Annotated in this window: 14 protein-coding genes; 9 read left to right on the forward strand and 5 right to left on the reverse strand. The window is 71.2% G+C overall.

Features of this window, described 5'->3' with window-relative positions:
* Window positions 1-22: 22 nt before the first annotated feature.
* Window positions 23-1,057, forward strand: a complete 1,035-nt coding sequence (locus tag SM116_RS10340) for an FUSC family protein (RefSeq protein WP_320940904.1) — start codon at window positions 23-25, stop codon at window positions 1,055-1,057.
* Here the strand turns inward: SM116_RS10340 and SM116_RS10345 are convergent.
* The gene (locus SM116_RS10345; protein WP_320940905.1) at window positions 1,047-1,661 is read right to left on the reverse strand and encodes a TetR/AcrR family transcriptional regulator; all 615 of its coding nucleotides are present in this window, start codon (window positions 1,659-1,661) and stop codon (window positions 1,047-1,049) included. The genes SM116_RS10340 and SM116_RS10345 overlap by 11 nt on opposite strands.
* A 137-nt stretch (window positions 1,662-1,798) precedes the next feature.
* Here SM116_RS10345 and SM116_RS10350 point away from each other — a divergent pair, with 137 nt between their 5' ends.
* The 5 genes from SM116_RS10350 (at window position 1,799) to SM116_RS10370 (ending at window position 6,443) form a co-directional block, all read left to right on the forward strand.
* On the forward strand, window positions 1,799-2,392 hold the full coding sequence (locus tag SM116_RS10350) for a DUF6230 family protein (RefSeq protein ID WP_320940906.1): 594 nt from the start codon (window positions 1,799-1,801) through the stop codon (window positions 2,390-2,392).
* A 70-nt stretch (window positions 2,393-2,462) separates the two neighbouring features.
* On the forward strand, window positions 2,463-3,770 hold the full coding sequence (locus SM116_RS10355) for a DUF6114 domain-containing protein (protein ID WP_320940907.1): 1,308 nt from the start codon (window positions 2,463-2,465) through the stop codon (window positions 3,768-3,770).
* 66 nt (window positions 3,771-3,836) lie between these two features.
* The gene (locus SM116_RS10360; protein ID WP_320940908.1) at window positions 3,837-5,210 is read left to right on the forward strand and encodes a ferredoxin reductase family protein; all 1,374 of its coding nucleotides are present in this window, start codon (window positions 3,837-3,839) and stop codon (window positions 5,208-5,210) included.
* A 1-nt stretch (window position 5,211) separates the two neighbouring features.
* Window positions 5,212-5,676, forward strand: coding sequence for an FMN-binding protein (locus tag SM116_RS10365; protein ID WP_320940909.1), 465 nt, complete (start codon window positions 5,212-5,214; stop codon window positions 5,674-5,676).
* The gene (locus SM116_RS10370; protein WP_320940910.1) at window positions 5,673-6,443 is read left to right on the forward strand and encodes an FAD:protein FMN transferase; all 771 of its coding nucleotides are present in this window, start codon (window positions 5,673-5,675) and stop codon (window positions 6,441-6,443) included. The genes SM116_RS10365 and SM116_RS10370 overlap by 4 nt, the downstream gene beginning before the upstream one ends.
* 15 nt (window positions 6,444-6,458) lie before the next feature.
* Here the strand turns inward: SM116_RS10370 and SM116_RS10375 are convergent, their stop codons facing one another.
* The 4 genes from SM116_RS10375 to SM116_RS10390 all read right to left on the reverse strand — a co-directional run bounded on the left by SM116_RS10375 (window position 6,459) and on the right by SM116_RS10390 (window position 11,992).
* Window positions 6,459-6,842 (reverse strand): hypothetical protein, encoded by a 384-nt coding sequence (locus SM116_RS10375; protein ID WP_320940911.1) that lies wholly within the window; start codon window positions 6,840-6,842, stop codon window positions 6,459-6,461.
* A gap of 45 nt (window positions 6,843-6,887) precedes the next feature.
* Window positions 6,888-9,002 (reverse strand): DEAD/DEAH box helicase, encoded by a 2,115-nt coding sequence (locus SM116_RS10380; protein WP_320940912.1) that lies wholly within the window; start codon window positions 9,000-9,002, stop codon window positions 6,888-6,890.
* A 132-nt stretch (window positions 9,003-9,134) separates the two neighbouring features.
* Window positions 9,135-10,784 (reverse strand): FAD-dependent oxidoreductase, encoded by a 1,650-nt coding sequence (locus SM116_RS10385; RefSeq protein ID WP_320940913.1) that lies wholly within the window; start codon window positions 10,782-10,784, stop codon window positions 9,135-9,137.
* Window positions 10,785-10,843: 59 nt separating this feature from the next.
* Window positions 10,844-11,992: a cysteine desulfurase family protein gene (locus SM116_RS10390; protein WP_320940914.1), complete on the reverse strand. Its 1,149-nt coding sequence runs from the start codon at window positions 11,990-11,992 to the stop codon at window positions 10,844-10,846.
* A 53-nt stretch (window positions 11,993-12,045) separates the two neighbouring features.
* Between SM116_RS10390 and glgX the strand changes: the two genes are divergently transcribed.
* From glgX to glgB, 3 genes are read left to right on the forward strand one after another with little or no spacing between them, the layout of a single operon-like run.
* Window positions 12,046-14,199, forward strand: coding sequence for a glycogen debranching protein GlgX (gene glgX, locus SM116_RS10395; protein WP_320940915.1), 2,154 nt, complete (start codon window positions 12,046-12,048; stop codon window positions 14,197-14,199).
* 45 nt (window positions 14,200-14,244) lie between these two features.
* Window positions 14,245-16,317: a maltotransferase domain-containing protein gene (locus SM116_RS10400; protein WP_320940916.1), complete on the forward strand. Its 2,073-nt coding sequence runs from the start codon at window positions 14,245-14,247 to the stop codon at window positions 16,315-16,317.
* Entirely contained in the window at window positions 16,314-18,473 is a 2,160-nt protein-coding gene (gene glgB, locus SM116_RS10405) for a 1,4-alpha-glucan branching protein GlgB (RefSeq protein ID WP_320940917.1), read from the forward strand. The genes SM116_RS10400 and glgB overlap by 4 nt, the downstream gene beginning before the upstream one ends.
* Window positions 18,474-18,482 lie beyond the last annotated feature (9 nt).

The following is an 18,482-nucleotide window of genomic DNA, read 5'->3' on the forward strand; positions in this document are numbered from 1 at the left end:
CACCGAGGCCTACGCTCGCGTCATGAGCATGGCCACCGCCATCCGGGCGCCCGGGCGAGCGCCCCTCCTCCAGGTCGGAAAGTCCGCGGTCGCGACGATCGTCGCGTGGCTCCTCGCCGGATGGCTCGTCCACGGCGCGCTGCCCGTGTTCGCCGCGATCGCCGCCCTCCTCGTCGTCCAGCCGAGCCTCAACCAGTCGCTGGCCAAGGCGATCGAGCGCACGGTGGGCGTCATCGCGGGGGTGGTCGTCGCATCGCTCCTCGGTCTCGTCTTCGGCGGTGCGACGTGGGTCATCCTCGCCTCGGTGGTCGTCGCCCTCCTCCTGGCGTGGGCGCTGCGCATGACCGCAGCGACGTCGAACCAGGTCGCGATCAGTGCGATGCTCGTCCTCGCTCTCGGCACCGCGACACCCGGGTACGCCGTCGACCGCGTCATCGAGACGCTGATCGGAGCGGTCGTCGGCTTCCTGGTGAACATCGCGATCGTTCCTCCCGTCGAGGTCTTCCCCGCGCGCGACGCCGTCGGGCGCCTCGGCGACGAGCTCGCCGCGTCGCTCGCACGGCTGGCGGACGCGCTGGAGACACATGTCTCCCGCGCCGAGCTGGAGGACATCCTGCTGCAGGCTCGGCTCATGCGTCCGATGAAGGATGCCGCGGATCGTGCGATCAGTGCGGCGGGCGACTCCTTGACCCTGAACCCGCGAAGCGCGAAGCACCGCACCATCCTCGCCGGGGTGTCCGAGCTGCAGAAGGTGTACGACCCCATGGTCACGCAGGTGATCGGCATGACCAGGGCCGTCTACGACCGCTATGAGCCGACCGTCCCCGAGGACCCTGCGCTGCGCGCGATCGCGACGCAGCTGCGCCGTGCGGCGCACGATGTGCGGCTCGATCTGCCGACCGAGACTGCGGAGCCCGGGCAGGACGAGGATCCGGCGCTCACCCGGCCGCTCGTCGTCGCCCGCCCGCCGGAGCATTGGCTCCTCGTGGGCGCGCTGCTCGAAGACCTGCGCCGCATCCACGAAGCCCTGACGGAGCGGAAGGACGTCAGTGGATGAAGCCGGAGAGCGCGGAGGACTGCTCGGGCTCGACCGTCACGACGATCGAGAAGAGGCTCCGCACGAGGAAGTCCACGAGCGCCAGCTTCTCCATACGATGCGTGATGACGCCGTCGATCAGCATCTGCTCCGCGAAGGCGACCCACGAGCGCACGGAGGTGCGCAGCAGCGTCGAGTCGGGGCAGCCGAGCTCGGCCACGACGGCCATGACGCGTTCGCTCTCGACGACCCGCACGCCCTCGACGATCTCGCGCACCTCGGCGTCGCCGCTGGCCGCGCCGCGCACGAGCGAGAAGAACGTGCCTTCGTGCTCCTCCACGAACTCGACGATCCGCGTCAGCGTGTCCCGGAGGCGGTCGACAGGGCCGAGCTCGGCGTTCGGCTCGGTCGCGTGCAGCAGCGCATCGCCGGCGGTGCGCACCACCTCGCGGTGGAATCCGTCGCGCGACCCGAAGTAGTACGCGAACAGGCCGCGTGACACGCCCGCCTCCCGGGCGACGTACTCCGTCGTGAGCGCTTCGAGCGGGCGATCGGCGAGCGCTGCCACGCCGAGCGCGATGAGCTGAGCCCGTCGCTCGTCGGAAGTCAGCCTGCTTCGCCCCATGCCACGAGCTTAGGACGACACTCGACGCACCCTGTTGGCGGTGCGCCAATAGCTTATTGACACTCCGCCAGTAACCTGTCTAGCCTCGCTAGAGGCCGCCGAGGACGGCGCGCCGCACACCCGATCGAAGGAGATCGATGAAGCTGTCACGCCTCACCCGTTCCCGAGGGGGACGCGTCGCGCTCGCGGCCGTCCCCGCGACCATCGCCGTCAGCGCGCTCATGACCGGGGTCGCCTTCGGCGCCGTCCCGGTGTCGTTCGCCGTGTCCGGCACCCCGTTCAAGATCAGCGCCTCGCACCTGCACGGCGACGGCTTCTCCCAGTACGGCGGCGTCGCCCAGGAGAAGAGCGGAGCCGTGCACCCCGTCGCGATCGCCAACATCGGCACCGCGTCGCTCTCGGACCTCTGCCAGTCCGTCGTGACCGACACCCCGCTCGGCAAGCTCGGACTCCTCATCAACGCCGGCGGGGGCGGCCACCCCGCGACCGCCTCGGACCTGCAGATCGGCATGACCGACCTGCAGGGCGACGCCACGTTCCACGACATCCGCATCGGCGTCGATGCATCCTCCGTCATCACGAACGCCAAGGGCACGGCAGGAGATTTCGCGCAGGACGCCTCCTCGCTGGACATCGACAACCTGAAGCAGACGGCGTGGAGCACGACCGCCGGCACCTTCACGCTGACCGGCATGCACCTCCAGCTGACCGACGGTCACGCGTGCTTCTAGCCATCGCCTGCGTCCCGGAGGGCGGATACCCGTCCGCCCTCCGGCCGCATGCTCGAACGAACGAGGAATCGTGTCCACCAGCGTCCCCCGTCGCTTCGCCCGCTTCTACCGATCGCGTCCGCTCGTCGGCGGCTCGCTCATCGTGCTCGCCGGGCTCGCCGTCTTCATGTCGACCCAGCTCGACCTCGGGAAGATCCACATCCAGGTCGGCATCGAGGGCTTCCAAGCACTCGTGATCCCGATCGCGCTCGTCGCCCTCGGCGTGCTGATCATCGCCGATGCCCGGCACCGCATCTTCTACGGCGTCATCGCGCTGGCCGTCGCCATCTACGCCGTCGTGGGGGTGAACCTCGGGGGCTTCCTTGTCGGAACGATCCTCGGCATCGCGGGCGCCGTCGTGGCGCTCTCGTGGATGCCGCCCACCGCCGCCTCCCCGGAACCGACCGACACCGCGGAGTCCACAGACGAAGAGGCGCTGGATGCCGACCCCCTCGGGTTCGACGACCTCCTCGAGCCGGCCGAAGCCGCCGCCGTCACCGACGCGTCCCCCGTGCCGGAGCCGCGCCCTTTCGTGCGGCGGCCGGCTGACACCGGCCGCGGCGGGCGCTCGGGCCTCCGGACATTCGCCCTCGCGGGCGCCGTCGCCCTCTGCGGCGTGGCGATCGCCACCGGCATGCCCGCTCAGGCCGCGCATGCGGAGTCTCCGCTGTGCACCGGGCTGCTCGGCATCCTGTGCCCGCCCGCCTCGTCGCCGTCGCCGACCCCCTCCCCGTCCGGAACCTCGACCACGTCCCCCGGGCCTCTCCCCCTGCCCCCGGCCGGCGTGCCGGGCGCATCCACGCCGGTCTCCGCACCGCAGACCGGCGCGACCCCGAGCCCGTCGGCGACGCTGCCGCCCGGCGTGCCCCCGTCGGCCTCGGCCTTGACCGCGCCGCAGCCCGCCGACACGAGCGTGGCGCTCGACCCGGCAGCTCCCGTGGTCGCGACCGAGTCGGCGACGCTCACGGCGACATCTCTCTCGCAGACGAACGGCCGCTACGTCGACACGGTGCTGCTGCGGCGTCCCGATGGCTCCACGGTGCGCGCGCTGAAGATCCTCGGCGATGCCGGCCTGCTCAAGAACATGCGCCTCCACGGCACGGGGGCACATCACGGCGCCGGCATCGACGCATCGCAGCTCGATGTGGCCGGCCCCATCCACTTCTACGCCGCCGCCTTCTCGGGCAAGGCGTTCGGCATCCTGCCCCTCAGCTGGAATGTGGACTCGCCCCCGCCCGTCGGCGTGCCCATGCCGCCCTTCACCGACGTCACCGTGGAGCTCGTGTACTTCGACGCCGGCGGCCAGACGCTCACCGCTTCGCACATCACTCCGCAGTAACGCCGCCACAGGTCGCGGCGAGCCGCGTCATAGGAATCCCACAAGGCCGTGGGGCACAGTCGACGCATGACGACGACCGCCGCCAGGCCCGCACGGCGCCTGCGCACGCGCGAGGCGTGGCACGTCGGCGCTGTCGCCGTCATCTGGCTGACGAGCCTCTTCGTCGTCTCGCTCTGGATCTCGGGCGGCGGCATCCGCGATCTGCTCGCGATGGATGCCGACTCCCTGACGACCCTGGGGCGCCTGACCGGGCTCGTCGCAGCGAACCTCCTGCTGTATCAGGTGCTGCTGATGGCGCGGATCCCGCTCTTCGAGCGTGGATTCGGCCGCGACGGGATGACGCGGATGCACCGCGTCGTCGGCTTCTGGTCGTTCTGGCTCATGCTCGCCCACATCGTGCTCGTCGTCGCCGGCTACTCGGCGGCGAGCGGGCTGAATGTGCTCGTGCAGACGTGGGACTTCGTCGTGGACTATCCGGCGATGCTCCTCGCGACCGCCGGCACGGTGCTGCTGGTCATGGTCGTCGCCACGAGCATCCGTCGCGCTCGCGCGCGTCTGCGCTACGAGTCGTGGCACCTCCTGCACCTCTACGCGTACGTGGGGGTCGGGCTCGCGCTCCCCCACGAGCTGTGGACCGGGGCCGACTTCCTCTCCTCACCGGCCGCGACGGCGTACTGGTGGACGCTCTGGGCACTGGCCGCGGCATCCGTCCTCGTCTTCCGCCTCGGCGTGCCCACCGTCCAGTCGCTCCGCCACGGTCTGCGCGTGGTCGGCGTCGAGCGCGACGGCGACCGCGGTGTCGCAGTGCGCGTCAGCGGACGCAGCGGCGCGCCGCGCGCCCGCGCAGGACAGTTCTTCATCTGGCGGTTCCTCGACGGCCCGGGCTGGACGCGCGGCCACCCGTTCTCGCTCGCCAGCGCGCCCGGGCGCGATCTCGTGCTGTCGGCTCGCTTGGCGGGCGACGGCTCGACGCGCCTCGCCGCACTGGCGCCCGGCACACGCGTGCACGTCGAGGGCCCGTACGGGACGATGACCGGGGATGCGCGCGAGGGCACGAAGCTCCTCATGATCGGCGCAGGTGCCGGTGTCGCGCCGCTCGTGGCGATCCTCGAGGCGGAGGCGTTCGCGCCCGGCGACGCGGTGCTGGTGACGCGCGATCACGCGCGTGCTACAGCGATGCGCGCGCCGCAGATCGCCGCACTCGTGCAGCGCCGGGGACTGCGTTACGCCTCCCTGGACGGTCCGCGCGGACGGTCGTGGCTCCCGCGCACGCACGACGCATGGGCCGGTCCCCAGCTCATCGCCTATCTCGCGCCGGACATCCAGGAGTACGACGCGTACGTGTGCGGACCGCCCGCCTGGATGGATGCCGTCACCGCCGACCTGCGCGCCGCCGGCCTTCCCCGTACCCGCATCCACACCGAATCGTTCGAGGTCTGACATGAAGCGCATCGCGTACGCCGTGCTCGGGACCCTCGCGGGCCTGGTGCTGCTGTTCAGCTACCGCACCTCGCTGCAGGTCGTCCCGCCCACCGCCGGAACCGTGTCGGGGGGCACCCCGAGCGGGTCCTCCGGAACGTCCGGCGGCTCATCGGGGTCGTCGGGGGGCTCGTCATCCACCACCCTCAAGGACGGGACCTACACCGGCCAGTCGACGGACACCCGCTGGGGCCCGGTACAGGTGCGGATCACGGTCTCCGGCGGCCGCATCACGGCGGCCGACGCCGTCGACTACCCCATGAACAACGGCCGAGATCAGCAGATCAACCAGTACGCGATCCCGCAGCTGCAGAACGAGACGCTGCAGGCGCAGAGCGCGCAGATCGACATGGTCTCGGGTGCGACCTACACCAGCGAGGGCTACACGACCTCGCTGCAGAGCGCGATCGACCAGGCGCGCTCGTGATCCCGCAGGATGCGCCGCACGCCGCGGTCGAGCACGTGTGGGGAACGGTCGTCAGCGTCCAGACCGTCGGGACGCCGCAGCCCGACGCCGTCGGCGCGTTCTTCGCGGAACTCCACGAGATCGACCGGATCTTCTCGCCGTACCGGCCGGACTCGGAGATCTCGCGCATCGCCGACGGACAGCTGACGATCGGCGCCGCCGATCCGCTCGTCCAGGAGGTCGCCGCGCGGTGCGCCGCGTACGAAGGCGAGACCGGCGGACTGTTCAGCGCGTACTGGCGCGGATGCTTCGATCCCACCGGGCTCGTCAAGGGGTGGGCGATCGACCGCGCCGCGGCGCGGCACCTCGAGCCGCTCGTCGACGGCGTGACGATCGGCGCGATCGGCGTGGATGCCGGCGGAGACGTCCTGGTGTTCACCCACCCCGATCTCGACCGGACGTGGAACATCGGCATCGCCGATCCGCGCCGCCCCGGCGCCGTCATCGCCACGGTACCCCTGCGCAACGGAGCCATTGCGACCTCCGGCATCGCCGAACGCGGCGCGCACATCCTCGACCCCCGTACGGGATCGGCGGCGACGGGAGTTGCCAGCGCCACCGTGGTGGCGTCGACGCTCGAGATCGCCGACGTCTGGGCGACCGCCTCCGTCGTCGCGGGCTTCGACGCGCCGCTGCCCCCGCACGGCACCGTCCTGCTGGTCGCGGAGGATGGGCGCATCCGTCGCGGGATCTCGGGCGTCGAGGTGTCGGTCGGCTCGCCGTCCTGATCGGGGGCCGCAGGCTCAGAGCAGGAAGAGCTGGCCCAGGACGAGGAAGACGATGATGAAGACGACCACGATGCCCGCGATGATGCCGAGGGTGCGGGTCGAGAGCTTCGCGACGCCGAAACCGATGAGGAACGGCAGGGCGGCGAGGAACAGGGCCACGACCCACCAGAACGCCGCGTAACCGCCCGGGCTCGCGTTCTTCAGGTGCACGCCGAACAGCGCCTGCGTCGCCGGATGGGTCGCGAACGCCACTGCCGATGCGAGGGGCACGGCGATGAACGCGGCGACGATGATCCCGATCAGGAAGCCCCAGAGTCCGTGACGATCGCTGTCCTCGCTGAGGACGCCGCCCTTGGACTGCTGCTGCTGCGTCGACGCGCGCGATCCGCTTGATGCCATGCGCAGAAGCCTAGTGGTATCGGACCACCCGTTCGAGGAGGCCGATCAGCCCCGCAGCGCGAGGACGAACGGGAGGACGGAGCTCGCGCCGGCCAAGCGCAGTTCGCGTGCGGCGACGGTGAGCGTCCACCCGCTCTCGACCCGATCGTCGACGAGGAGCACAGGACCGTGCGGCACGTCGAGTCCCGCTGCCGAGAACCGGCCCCACACGTTCGACACGCGGAACGCGCTGTTGCCGCCCGGCTGCCCCGACGGGCCGCCGTCCACGAGGTCGAGGGAGCCGAGGAACGGCAGTCGTCCGATCTCGGCGATGCCGCGGGCGAGCGATCCGACGAGCTGGGGTCTGGAGCGTGACGGCATGGCGACGACGGCGAGCGGCCGTTCGTCCCATCGCCAGTCTGCGAGCACGCGGACGCTCGCGGAGAGGAGCGCGGGAGGCAGAGGGCCATCGCCGGCGCCGGTCGCGAAGGTCTCGCGGAGCATCCCGCCCCAGCCGAGGTCGGTCAGCCGGGCGAGAGCGCGACCCTCGGACGCCTGCTCGTCGGCGGCGATGCGGCCGCGGACCGGCACGCCCAGGCGGTCCGCTCCCGTGGGCCATTGCCGGCGCGACTCGATGGGCACGCCCACCCGGTCGAGGGCGGCCGCGGCCTCGTCGGCCGCCTCCGCCGCGATCTGTGCGGGGAACCAGGCGCCGGCGCAGTTGTCGCAGCGCCCGCACGGCGAGGCCGACTCGTCGTCGAGGGAGCGCTGGAGGAACTCCATCCGGCACTGACCGGTCTCCTCGTAGTCGAGCATGTGCTGCTGCTCGGCAACGCGCTCGGCGGCGATCCGGCGATAGCGATCCTCGTCGTAGGCCCACGGTTGGCCCGTCGAGACCCACCCGCCCGTGACCCTGGCGACCGCGCCGTCGACGTCGAGCACCTTCAGCAGCAGCTCCAGCGGAGTCCGTCGGATGTCGACGATCGCCTCGAGCGCGGGGGTGGACAGCGGCGCGCCGGCATCAGCGAGCGCACCGAGCACACGCTCGGCCCTTTCCCGATCGGGCATCGACGCGGTGGCGAAGTAGTGCCAGATGTCTCGGTCTTCGGCACCGGGCAGGAGCAGCACGTCCGCAGACTCCGTCGCCCGGCCAGCGCGGCCGACCTGCTGGTAGTAAGAGACGGGAGAGGACGGCGCGCCGAGGTGGATGACGAATCCCAGGTCGGGCTTGTCGAAGCCCATGCCGAGCGCACTCGTGGCGACGAGGGCCTTCACCCGGTTCTGCGTGAGCGCGGCCTCCGCCTGCTCGCGCTCATCGGGATCGGTCTGTCCGGTGTAGGCCCGCACGTCGTAGCCCCGCTCGCGCAGCAGGCGCGCAGTATCGTTCGCGGCGGCGACCGTCAGTGTGTAGATGATCCCCGAGCCGGGCAGATCGCCGAGGTGGGAGATCAGCCAGGCGAGCCGCTGTGCGGCGCCCGGCAGCCGCAGCACACCGAGTCGGAGGGAGGCGCGCCCCAAGGGGCCCCGGATCGTCAGGACGCCCGCATCCCCCTCCCCCGAGCCCGCGTCCAGCTGCTCCGCGACGTCAGCCACCACGCGGCTGTTGGCTGTCGCAGTCGTCGCGAGCACCGGGACACCGGCGGGCATGCGCGCGATGAGCTCGCGCAGGCGCCGGTAGTCGGGACGGAAGTCGTGGCCCCAGTCGCTGATGCAGTGCGCCTCGTCGACGACGAGCAGGCCCATGCGCGCGACGATCTGGGGCAGCTGCCCGTCGCGGAACGCCGGGTTGTTGAGCCGCTCGGGCGAGACGAGGAGGACATCGACCTCGTCGCGATCGAGCTGGGCGATGACCTCGCCCCACTCGTGCGCGTTCGTCGAGTCGATCTTCACCGCCCGAACGCCCGCCCGCGCGGCGGCGGCGATCTGGTCGCGCATGAGGGCGAGCAGGGGCGAGACGAGCACCGTCGGCCCGGCACCGCGCCGGCGCAGCAGCATCGTCGCGACGAAGTACACGGCGGATTTGCCCCAGCCCGTCCGCTGCACCACGAGGGCGCGACGACGGCCGTCGACGAGCGCGTCGATCGCCTCGAACTGGCCGTCGTGGAACTGGGCGTCGTCGCGTCCGACGAGCGCGCACAGCACATCGAGGGCCTCGGCACGGGTGGTCGTCGTCGGGGTCATGGCTTCCACCCTGCCGCATCCCTCTGACAGCGTCCCGAGCCGTCGCCTCGCTCGTCCGGTCCCCGGTGCATGCCGGGGATCCCTCCGCCCCGCACCCGCGCGGGCATCCGCTCGCCGTCGACCCGTCCTGAATCAGAAGGCGAGAGCGCGGTGGACCGACGCCACCGCGCTCGACCCCTCTCCGACGGCAGCCGCGACGCGCTTCATCGAGCCGCGTCGGACGTCGCCGGCCGCGAACACGCGGGGCAGCGATGTCTCGAAGGGCAGCGGTTCGCGCCCCAGAGCCTGCCAGTGCTCGAGCGTCTGGATCGCGACGTCCGTCCCCGTCCGCAGGAACCCGTCCGCATCGCGGTCGAGCGATGACAGCCAGCCGGTCGCCGGGTCGGCGCCGATGAAGCAGAACAGGCCCGAGGCATCCACCTCGCCGACGGTGTCGATCGTGACGCGCTCGAGCACATCGCCGCCGTCGAGCCCCACGACGTTCGAGACCGTGTGGACGTCGATGCGCGGATCCTCGACGAGCCGGTCGACGAGGTACGACGACATGCGCGTGCCGAGGTCCTCACCCCGCACCACCATGTGCACGGGGCAGCCGTTGCCGGCGAGGTACAGCGCAGCCTGGCCCGCCGAATTCGCCCCACCGACCACGACGACGGGCTTGTCCATCACCTGGCGCAGCTCGAGCTGGGTGGCCGCGTAATGGATGCCGGCCCGCTCGAAGTCGCCCCAGCGATCGAGGTTGAGCCGCCGGTAGGCCGCACCCGAGGTCACCATCGCCGAGCGGGCCCGGACGATCCGTCCGTCGGCGAGCGTGATGTCGAGGGCATCGTCGACGGGCTCCAGCCGCACCGCCTCGCACGGGGCGTACACGCGCACGCCGAACTTGAGCGCCTGCAGACACGCCTGGTCGATGAGATTGCCGCCGGAGACGCCGAACGGGAATCCGAGGAAGTTCTCGATGCGGGACGTCGAGGCGGCCTGGCCGCCCGGGGCCACGGCATCCATCAGCACCGTCTCGAGCCCCTCGGATGCACCGTAGATCGCAGCGGCCAGCCCCGCGGGGCCGCCGCCGATGACGACGAGATCCACGACCTCATCCGCCTGACCCTGGTAGCTGAGCCCCAGCCGGTCGGCGACGAGGCCGGGCGTGGCGTGCAGCAGCGGCTCGCCCTGGATGAACGCGACAGGCAGGTCGTCCGCAGACATGCCGTGGCCTCCGGTGTAGGCCTCGAGCTCGGCCGGCTCGACCTCGAACGCGGTGTGCACCAGATCGAGCCGCTCCGCGAAGCGCCGCAGGGCGAGCAGCTCGCTCGAGCCCGTCGGCCCCACGAGCTTGAGCGTGAGCGCGGCCGGGCCGCGACGCAGCGATTCGCGGCGCGCCCAGAGCGCGTGGAGGATGAGGTCGCACAGCTCGTCGTCCTCGGCCATGAGCTTGCGCAGCTCGGTCCGCGAGACGCGCAGGATCCGGCCCGGCTGACTGACACGTGCCGACAGGAACGCGCCCTGACCGTTGAGCACGCCGAGCTCGCCCACGAAGGAGCGCGGCCCCATGCGGGCGATGATCTCCTCCTCGAGCCAGAACAGCGTGTCGCGCACCACCTCGATCTCGCCGGATTCCACCAGCACGAGGTCGTATTCGCGGTCCGACGACCGGAAGACGTAATCGCCCGCGCTCACGTCCTCGGGCGTGCCGAAGGCGGTCAGACGCTCCCACTGGGCGTCGGTCAGAGGGGGGCGCTGGATCGGATCGGTCGGGGACGGAGTCGCCGCAGTGTCTTCCACAGGGTCAGGCTAGCCATCCCGCCGACACGTCGGGGCCGTCCGAGTGCACGCCGGGAGGGTCAGCGGGATGCGGAGGCCACCGCCCGCGCGTATGCGCCGGGCAGCGCCGCCACGACCGCGTCGACGTCGGCCGTCGTGCTCGTGCGGCCGAGGGTCAGGCGCAGCACCGATCGCGCCTCGGCATCGGAGCGTCCCATCGCGAGGACGACGTGCGACGGCTCGGCCACGCCCGCTTGACAGGCCGAGCCCGTGGACACCGAGATCCCCGCCTGGTCGAGGAGGAAGAGCAGCGTCTCCCCCGACGCGCCGCGGAACAGCAGATGCGCGTTGCCCGGCAGGCGGTCGACGGGATCGCCGAGCAGCTCGACCTCCGGGATCGCGGCCTGCACCCCCGCCACGAGCCGCGCCCGCAGGGCCGCCAGCCGCTCCCCCTCCGCGAGCCGCTCCCGCTCCGCCGCCACGGCCGCGGCGGCGAAGGCCGCCGCTCCCGGGACATCCTGGGTGCCGGAGCGCAAGCCGCGCTGCTGCCCGCCGCCATGGAGCAGGGCGACCGGATGCGCCGCCCGCGCGACGACGAGCGCGCCGACGCCGACCGGTCCGCCGATCTTGTGGGCCGACACGCTGAGCGCGCTCGTGCCACGCCAGGCGGAGAACGACACGGGCACATGGCCGAGGGCGGCGACCGCGTCGAGGTGCAGCGGCACGCCCGCATCCAGGGCTGCAGCGGCCAGAGCCGCCGCGTCGTTGACGGTGCCGATCTCGTTGTTCGCGACGAGCGCGGTCGCCAGCGCGCCGCCGGGGAGGGCCGCCGCGAACGCGTCGACGGCGATGCGGCCGACCCGGTCGATGCGGACGGCCTCCACCCGCGCGCCCTCGTGCGCGGCGAGCCACTCCACCGTGTCGAGCGTGGCGTGGTGCTCGCCGTCCGGCAGGACGACGGCATCCGTGCCCTCGGGTCGCCCCCACCACAGGCCCTTGAGCGCGAGGTTCACCGATTCGGTGCCGCCGGACGTGAAGACCACCTCGATCGGCTCGCACCCGAGCACGCCGGCGAGATCCTCGCGCGACTGCTCCAGGAGGCGTCGCGCGGCCTGTCCCCCGGCGTGGATCGACGATGCGTTCCCGACCACGTCGGAGGCGGCGAGCCACGCGTCCCGGGCCTCCGGGCGCAGGGGACTCGTCGCCGCGTGGTCGAGGTAGACGCTCACCCGTCCACTCTCGCACGCCCCGCCATTGGCGGCGCGGCAGTTAGGGTACTGCCATGGCCATCGCCGCCGAGACACCCGAACTGCTGCGCAGCGACCTGGACCACCTGGGCGTGACCCTCCATGACGGCGGCGGCACCATCAGGGTCTGGTCGGCGCATGCGGACGCCGTCGAGCTCATCGTGTTCGACGACGTCGATCTCGACTGGATCATCGAATCGGTCGCCCTGGAGGACATCGGGCACGGCGTGTGGTCGGCATCCACCCCGCTCCTACGGCCGGGCACGCCGTACGCGCTCCGCGTCTCCGGGCACTCCGGACACGGCAACACCTTCAACTCCGGGACGCTTCTGCTCGACCCCTACGCGCGGAGCGTCCTGAGCCACCGCGACGGCTACCGCTCCGTGGTCGTGGACACGGGGTTCGACTGGGGCGGCGTCGAGAAGCCCCGCGTGCCGCTCGATCGCACCGTCATCTACGAAGGCCATGTGCGCGGCCTGACGAAGCGGCATCCCCGCATCCCGCCGGCTCTGCACGGCACCTACGCGGGGCTGGCCCACCCGGCGATGATCGAGCATCTCAGGTCGATCGGCGTGACGAGCATCGAGCTCCTGCCGGTGCACGCGTTCGCATCCGAGGAGCGCCTCGTGCGCCACGGGCTCGTGAACTACTGGGGCTACAACACGGTCGGGTTCTTCGCCCCGCACGCGGCGTACGCGAGCGAGGCGGCGCGGCGCGAGGGCCCCGATGCCGTCCTGCGCGAGTTCAAGGGCATGGTCAGGCTGCTCCACGAGGCAGGGCTCGAGGTCATCCTCGACGTCGTGTTCAACCACACGGCCGAGGAAGGCATCGGCGGTCCGCGCTCGAGCCTGCGGGGAATCGACAACCGCTCGTATTACCGGCAGACGGACGAGGGCGTCTACATCGACGTCACGGGATGCGGGAACTCCCTCGACACGTCGACGGATGCCGCGGCCCGCCTCGTCCTCGACTCCCTGCGGTACTGGGCGCGCGAGGTGCAGGTCGACGGCTTCCGGTTCGATCTCGCCACGACGCTTGGGCGCGACGAGCACAACCACTTCACCCCGGAGCATCCGCTCCTGCGCGCGATCATCGACGACCCCGACCTCGCGGACGTCAAGAAGATCGTGGAGCCGTGGGACGTCGGGATGGGCGGCTGGCAGACCGGCCGGTTCGGCGACGGATGGCTCGAGTGGAACGACCGCTATCGCGACCGGGTACGGAACTTCTGGCTGAGCGACATCGACTACGCGCGTCGTGCCGGCATCGCGCCCGACGGGATCGGCGGGTTCGCGCACCGGCTCGCCGGCTCGGCGAACACCTTCGGCGCCCAGCGCGGCCCGCTCGCGAGCGTCAACTTCGTGACCGCGCACGACGGATTCACGCTGCGCGACCTCGTGTCGTACGACGTCAAGCACAACATGGGCAATGGCGAGCAGAACCGCGACGGCGCCGACACGAACCGCTCGTTCAACCACGGCGTCGAGGGTCCGACAGACGACGGCGTCATCCTCGCCAACCGCCGCAAGGCGATGCGCAACCTGCTCGGCACGCTGCTGCTGTCGGCCGGCGTTCCGATGGTGACCGCCGGCGACGAGTTCGGCCGCTCGCAGCGCGGCAACAACAACGCGTACTGCCACGACTCGGGTCTCACGTGGCTCTCATGGGACCACGCGCCGTGGCAGGAGGACCTCCTCGAGCACGTGCGCCGCCTCACCCGTGTGCGGTCCGAGAATCCCGCACTGCGGCCCATCCGCTTCGCCCGGCTCGGGGAGCACACGCCGTCGGCATCCGTCATGGAGTGGTACGACGAGCACGGCGAGACGATGTCGATCGACAAGTGGAACAGCCCCGCGCACCGGACGCTGCAGTACGTCGCGGCGTCGACGCCCGAGTTCGAGGAGGCCAACCGCATCCTGCTCGTCGTGCACGGCCGCGAGACGCCCATCGACATCACGCTCCCCGATCTGCCCGGCGCCCTGTTCGTCACGCTGTGGTCGAGCGCCGACGAGCGCCCGACGACGGATGCCGTCCCCCTCCGTCCGGGCGAGGTCGTGGCGATGTCGCCCACGTCGATGCGCCTGTTCCGTGTGGATATGGACCCCGACGCGGTGATTCCCGACGAGGACGGCGCGTGGGTGGATCCGACGGCCGCCGGACCCGCATCCGACACCATCGGCGAAGCCTGACACAACAGGGTTCGGGTCGCGGCGGTGCCGCGCTATGTTCGTTCCGTGAGCCCCACCTCCGCGAAGCCGTGGCGCAGCGCCTCGGCGATCCCCGTCCGGCCGGCGTCCGAATGGGAGTCGGCGCGCGACACGCTGTCCTCTCGCATCCCGCTCCTCTCGCCGTATCCCGCCGCTCCCGACCGACGGTTCCGCCCGTCCGCGTATTCCGGCGAGGTCGTCCCGTTCGAGGTCACCGCGTTCCGCGAGGGACACGACATCATCGGCGTGCACGTGCGGCTCACGAGCCCGAGCGGGCAGGAGTCGCTCCATCGCCTGAGCCTGGTCGACCCGGGCTTCGATCGCTGGCAGGCTGACATCGCCCTGGTCGAGCAGGGCGTGTGGACCTTCCGCTTCGAGGCCTTCGCCGACGAGTTCGCGACGTGGGAGCACGCGGCCGATCTCAAGATCGCCGCCGGCGTGGATGCGCCGCTCATGCGCGAGATGGGTGCGCTGCTGTTCACGCGCGCGGCCGGGGAGTCCGATCGACCGGCCGCCGAGCGGAGGGCCCTGACGTCGGCAGCCGCCGCCCTGCGCCGCAAGAGCCTCGACGACGAGGCGGCGCTGGCCATCGTCCGCGATCCTGCGCATGTGCGGCGGTTCGCCGCACGGCCCCTGACCGCGCTCGTGACCATCGGCCCCGAGCTCACCGTGCTCGTCGAGCGGGAGCGTGCGGGCGTCGGCGCCTGGTACGAGTTCTTCCCCCGGTCCGAGGGCGCCGTCCGGCGGGAGGACGGCTCCATCCAGAGCGGGACGTTCGCCACCGCGGCCGCGCGGCTGCCCGAGGTCGCGGCCATGGGCTTCGATGTGCTCTACCTCCCGCCGATCCACCCGATCGGCGAGACGAACCGGAAGGGCCGCAACAACACGCTCGATCCGCAGCCCGGCGACCCCGGCTCCCCGTGGGCGATCGGCGGCGCGGCGGGCGGCCACGACAAGGTCCATCCCGACCTCGGCACGCTCGCCGACTTCCGCCGGTTCGTGAGGGCCGCGCGTGCGCACAAGCTCGAGGTCGCTCTCGACTTCGCGCTGCAGGCATCCCCCGACCACCCCTGGGTGCACGAGCACCCCGAGTGGTTCACGACGCTGCCCGACGGCTCGATCGCCTATGCGGAGAATCCGCCGAAGAAGTACCAGGACATCTACCCGATCAATTTCGACAACGATCCGGCGGGCATCCGCGCGGAGGCTCTGCGCGTCATCCGCCATTGGATCGCCCAGGGCGTGCGCATCTTCCGCGTCGACAACCCGCACACCAAGCCCCTGCAGTTCTGGGAGTGGCTCATCCGCGAGGTGAGCGCCGAGTATCCCGACACCGTCTTCCTCGCCGAGGCGTTCACGCGTCCTGGGCCGATGCGGGCACTGGCGATGGCGGGCTTCCAGCAGAGCTACACGTACTTCACGTGGCGCAACACGAAGGCGGAGCTCGAGGAGTTCCTGATGAGCCTCGCGCACGAGACGGACGACTTCCTGCGGCCGAACCTCTTCGTCAACACGCCCGACATCCTGACCGAGTTCCTCCAGTTCGGCGGCCGTCCGGCCTACCGCCTGCGGGCGGCTCTGGCCGCGACGGCGGCGCCCACATACGGCGTGTACGCCGGCTACGAGCTCTACGAGAACGTCGCACGGCCGGGCTCCGAGGAGAACATCGACAACGAGAAGTACGAGTACAAGCTCCGCGACTGGGCGGGTGCCGAGGCCCGTGGCGACTCGCTCGCCCCGTTCCTGCGGCGCCTGAACGAGATCCGGCGGGCGCACCCCGCGCTCCGGCAGCTGCGCAACCTCAGCGTGCACTGGAGCGACGACGACTCGATCCTCGTCTACAGCAAGCATCTGCCGGCGGCGCTCTCCCCCGACGGCGTCGATGACACGATCCTCGTCGTCGCGAACGTGGACCCGCACTCGGTCCGTGAGACGACCGTCCACCTCGACACGCGCGTGTGGGGCGTCGAGCCCGGCTCGTCGTACGAGGTCGAGGATCTCATCACCGGAGCCACCTGGACGTGGGCCGATCACAACTTCGTCCGTCTCGACGCCTTCGCCGAGCCGGTCCACATCCTGCACGTGAAGGAGCGGCGATGACCACCACCGACGGGAAGATCGATCCCGGCCTGCTCGACGCCGTCGCCGCCGGCGCCTACCACTCCCCCCACGACGTGCTCGGCCTGCATCCCGCCGGCACGGATCGCTGGGTCGTGCGCGCGCGCCGCCCGCTCGCGAAGACCGTGACCGCGGTGTTCGCGGACGGCACCAGCACATCCTTGACGCACAGCCGTAGCGGAGTGTGGGAGGGAGTGCGCGAGGGTGCACCCGACGCCTACCGGCTCGTCACGAGCTATCCCGACGGCGCGGACTACGACGCGGACGACCCGTACCGTCACCTCCCGTCGCTCGGGGAGCTCGACCTGCACCTCATCCGTGAGGGGCGGCACGAGCAGCTGTGGGACGCGCTGGGCGCGCACGTGCGGGAGAGCTCGGGCTCCCAGGGCACCGCGTTCACCGTGTGGGCGCCGAACGCGCAGGCGGTGCGCGTGGTGGGCGACTTCAACCGCTGGGACGGTCAGGGCCACGCCATGCGGTCGCTCGGATCGTCCGGGGTGTGGGAGCTGTTCGTCCCCGATCTCGGCGCCGGCGCCGTGTACAAATACGAGATCCTCACCCGCTGGGGCGGATGGGTCACGAAAGCCGACCCCATGGCGCAGTTCGCCGAGGTGCCGCCGGCCACCGCATCCGTCGTCGCCGCCCCCCCCGCGCACGAGTGGGGGGATGCCGCGTGGCTCGAGCATCGCGGCCGCTCCACGCCCATCTCGCAGCCCATGTCGATCTACGAGCTGCACTTCGGCTCGTGGCGTCCGGGGCTGTCGTACCGGGATGCGGCCGACCCTCTCGTCGAGTACGTCACCGCCCAGGGCTTCACGCACGTCGAGTTCCTGCCTCTGGCCGAGCACCCGTTCGGGGGTTCGTGGGGCTATCAGGTCACCGGCTACTACGCGCCGACCAGCCGGTTCGGCACACCCGACGACCTGCGGTACCTCATCGACCGCCTGCACCAGGCCGGGATCGGCGTGATCATGGACTGGGTTCCGGGACACTTCCCGAAGGACTCGTTCGCCCTCGCCCGCTTCGACGGCGAGCCCCTCTACGAGCACGCGGACCCCCGGCGCGGCGAGCACAAGGACTGGGGCACGTACATCTTCGACTACGGGCGCAGCGAGGTGCGCAACTTCCTCGTCGCCAACGCGCTGTACTGGATCGAGGAGTTCCACGTCGACGGACTGCGGGTGGATGCCGTGGCCTCCATGCTCTACCTCGACTACTCGCGCAACGACGGCGAGTGGGAGCCGAATAGGTTCGGCGGCCGGGAGAACCTCGAGGCGATCGGCTTCCTGCAGGAGGTCAACGCCACCGCCTACAAGCGCTACCCCGGGATCGTGATGGTCGCCGAGGAGTCCACGAGCTTCACGGGCGTCACGGCCCCGACGAGCTCGGGCGGGCTCGGGTTCGGGTTCAAGTGGAACATGGGCTGGATGAACGACTCGCTCACCTACATCGAGCGCGACCCCGTCCATCGCTCCCACCACGAGGGCGAGCTGTCCTTCTCGTACGTCTACGCGTTCAGCGAGAACTTCATCCTGCCGATCTCGCACGACGAGGTCGTGCACGGCAAGGGGAGCCTGCTCGCCAAGATGCCCGGCGATCATTGGCAGAAGCTGGCGAACATGCGCGCATACCTCGCCTACATGTGGGGTCACCCCGGCAAGCAGTTGCTGTTCATGGGTCAGGAGTTCGGCCAGCTCTCCGAATGGTCCGAGGGCCGGAGCCTCGACTGGTGGATGCTGGACCAGCCCTCGCACGCCCAGCTGCTGGCATTCGTGGCCGAGCTCAACCGCGTCTACCGGGAGCACTCCGCACTGTGGGCGCGGGATGCCGACGGCGCGGCGTTCTCACGCCTCGGCGCTCCGCACTGGGATCCGAACGTGCAGGTCCTCGCGCGCCGCGACAACCACGGCAACACGGTGGTCGTCATCTGCAACTTCGGCGGCGTCCCGCTCGAGGACCACGCGCTCGACCTGCCCGCACCGGGTACGTGGCGCGAGGTGCTCAACTCCGACGCGGAGACCTACGGCGGCTCGGGCGTCGGCAACGCGGGCCACGTGACGACGGATCCCTCGGGCCGTGCGGTGCTCCGCATCCCCCCGCTCGGCGTCGTGTGGCTCGCGCACAGCGCGAACGCGTGACCGAACGGC

The organism is Microbacterium rhizosphaerae (assembly GCF_034120055.1).
In the GTDB taxonomy this organism is placed as follows: Bacteria; Actinomycetota; Actinomycetes; order Actinomycetales; family Microbacteriaceae; genus Microbacterium; species Microbacterium rhizosphaerae.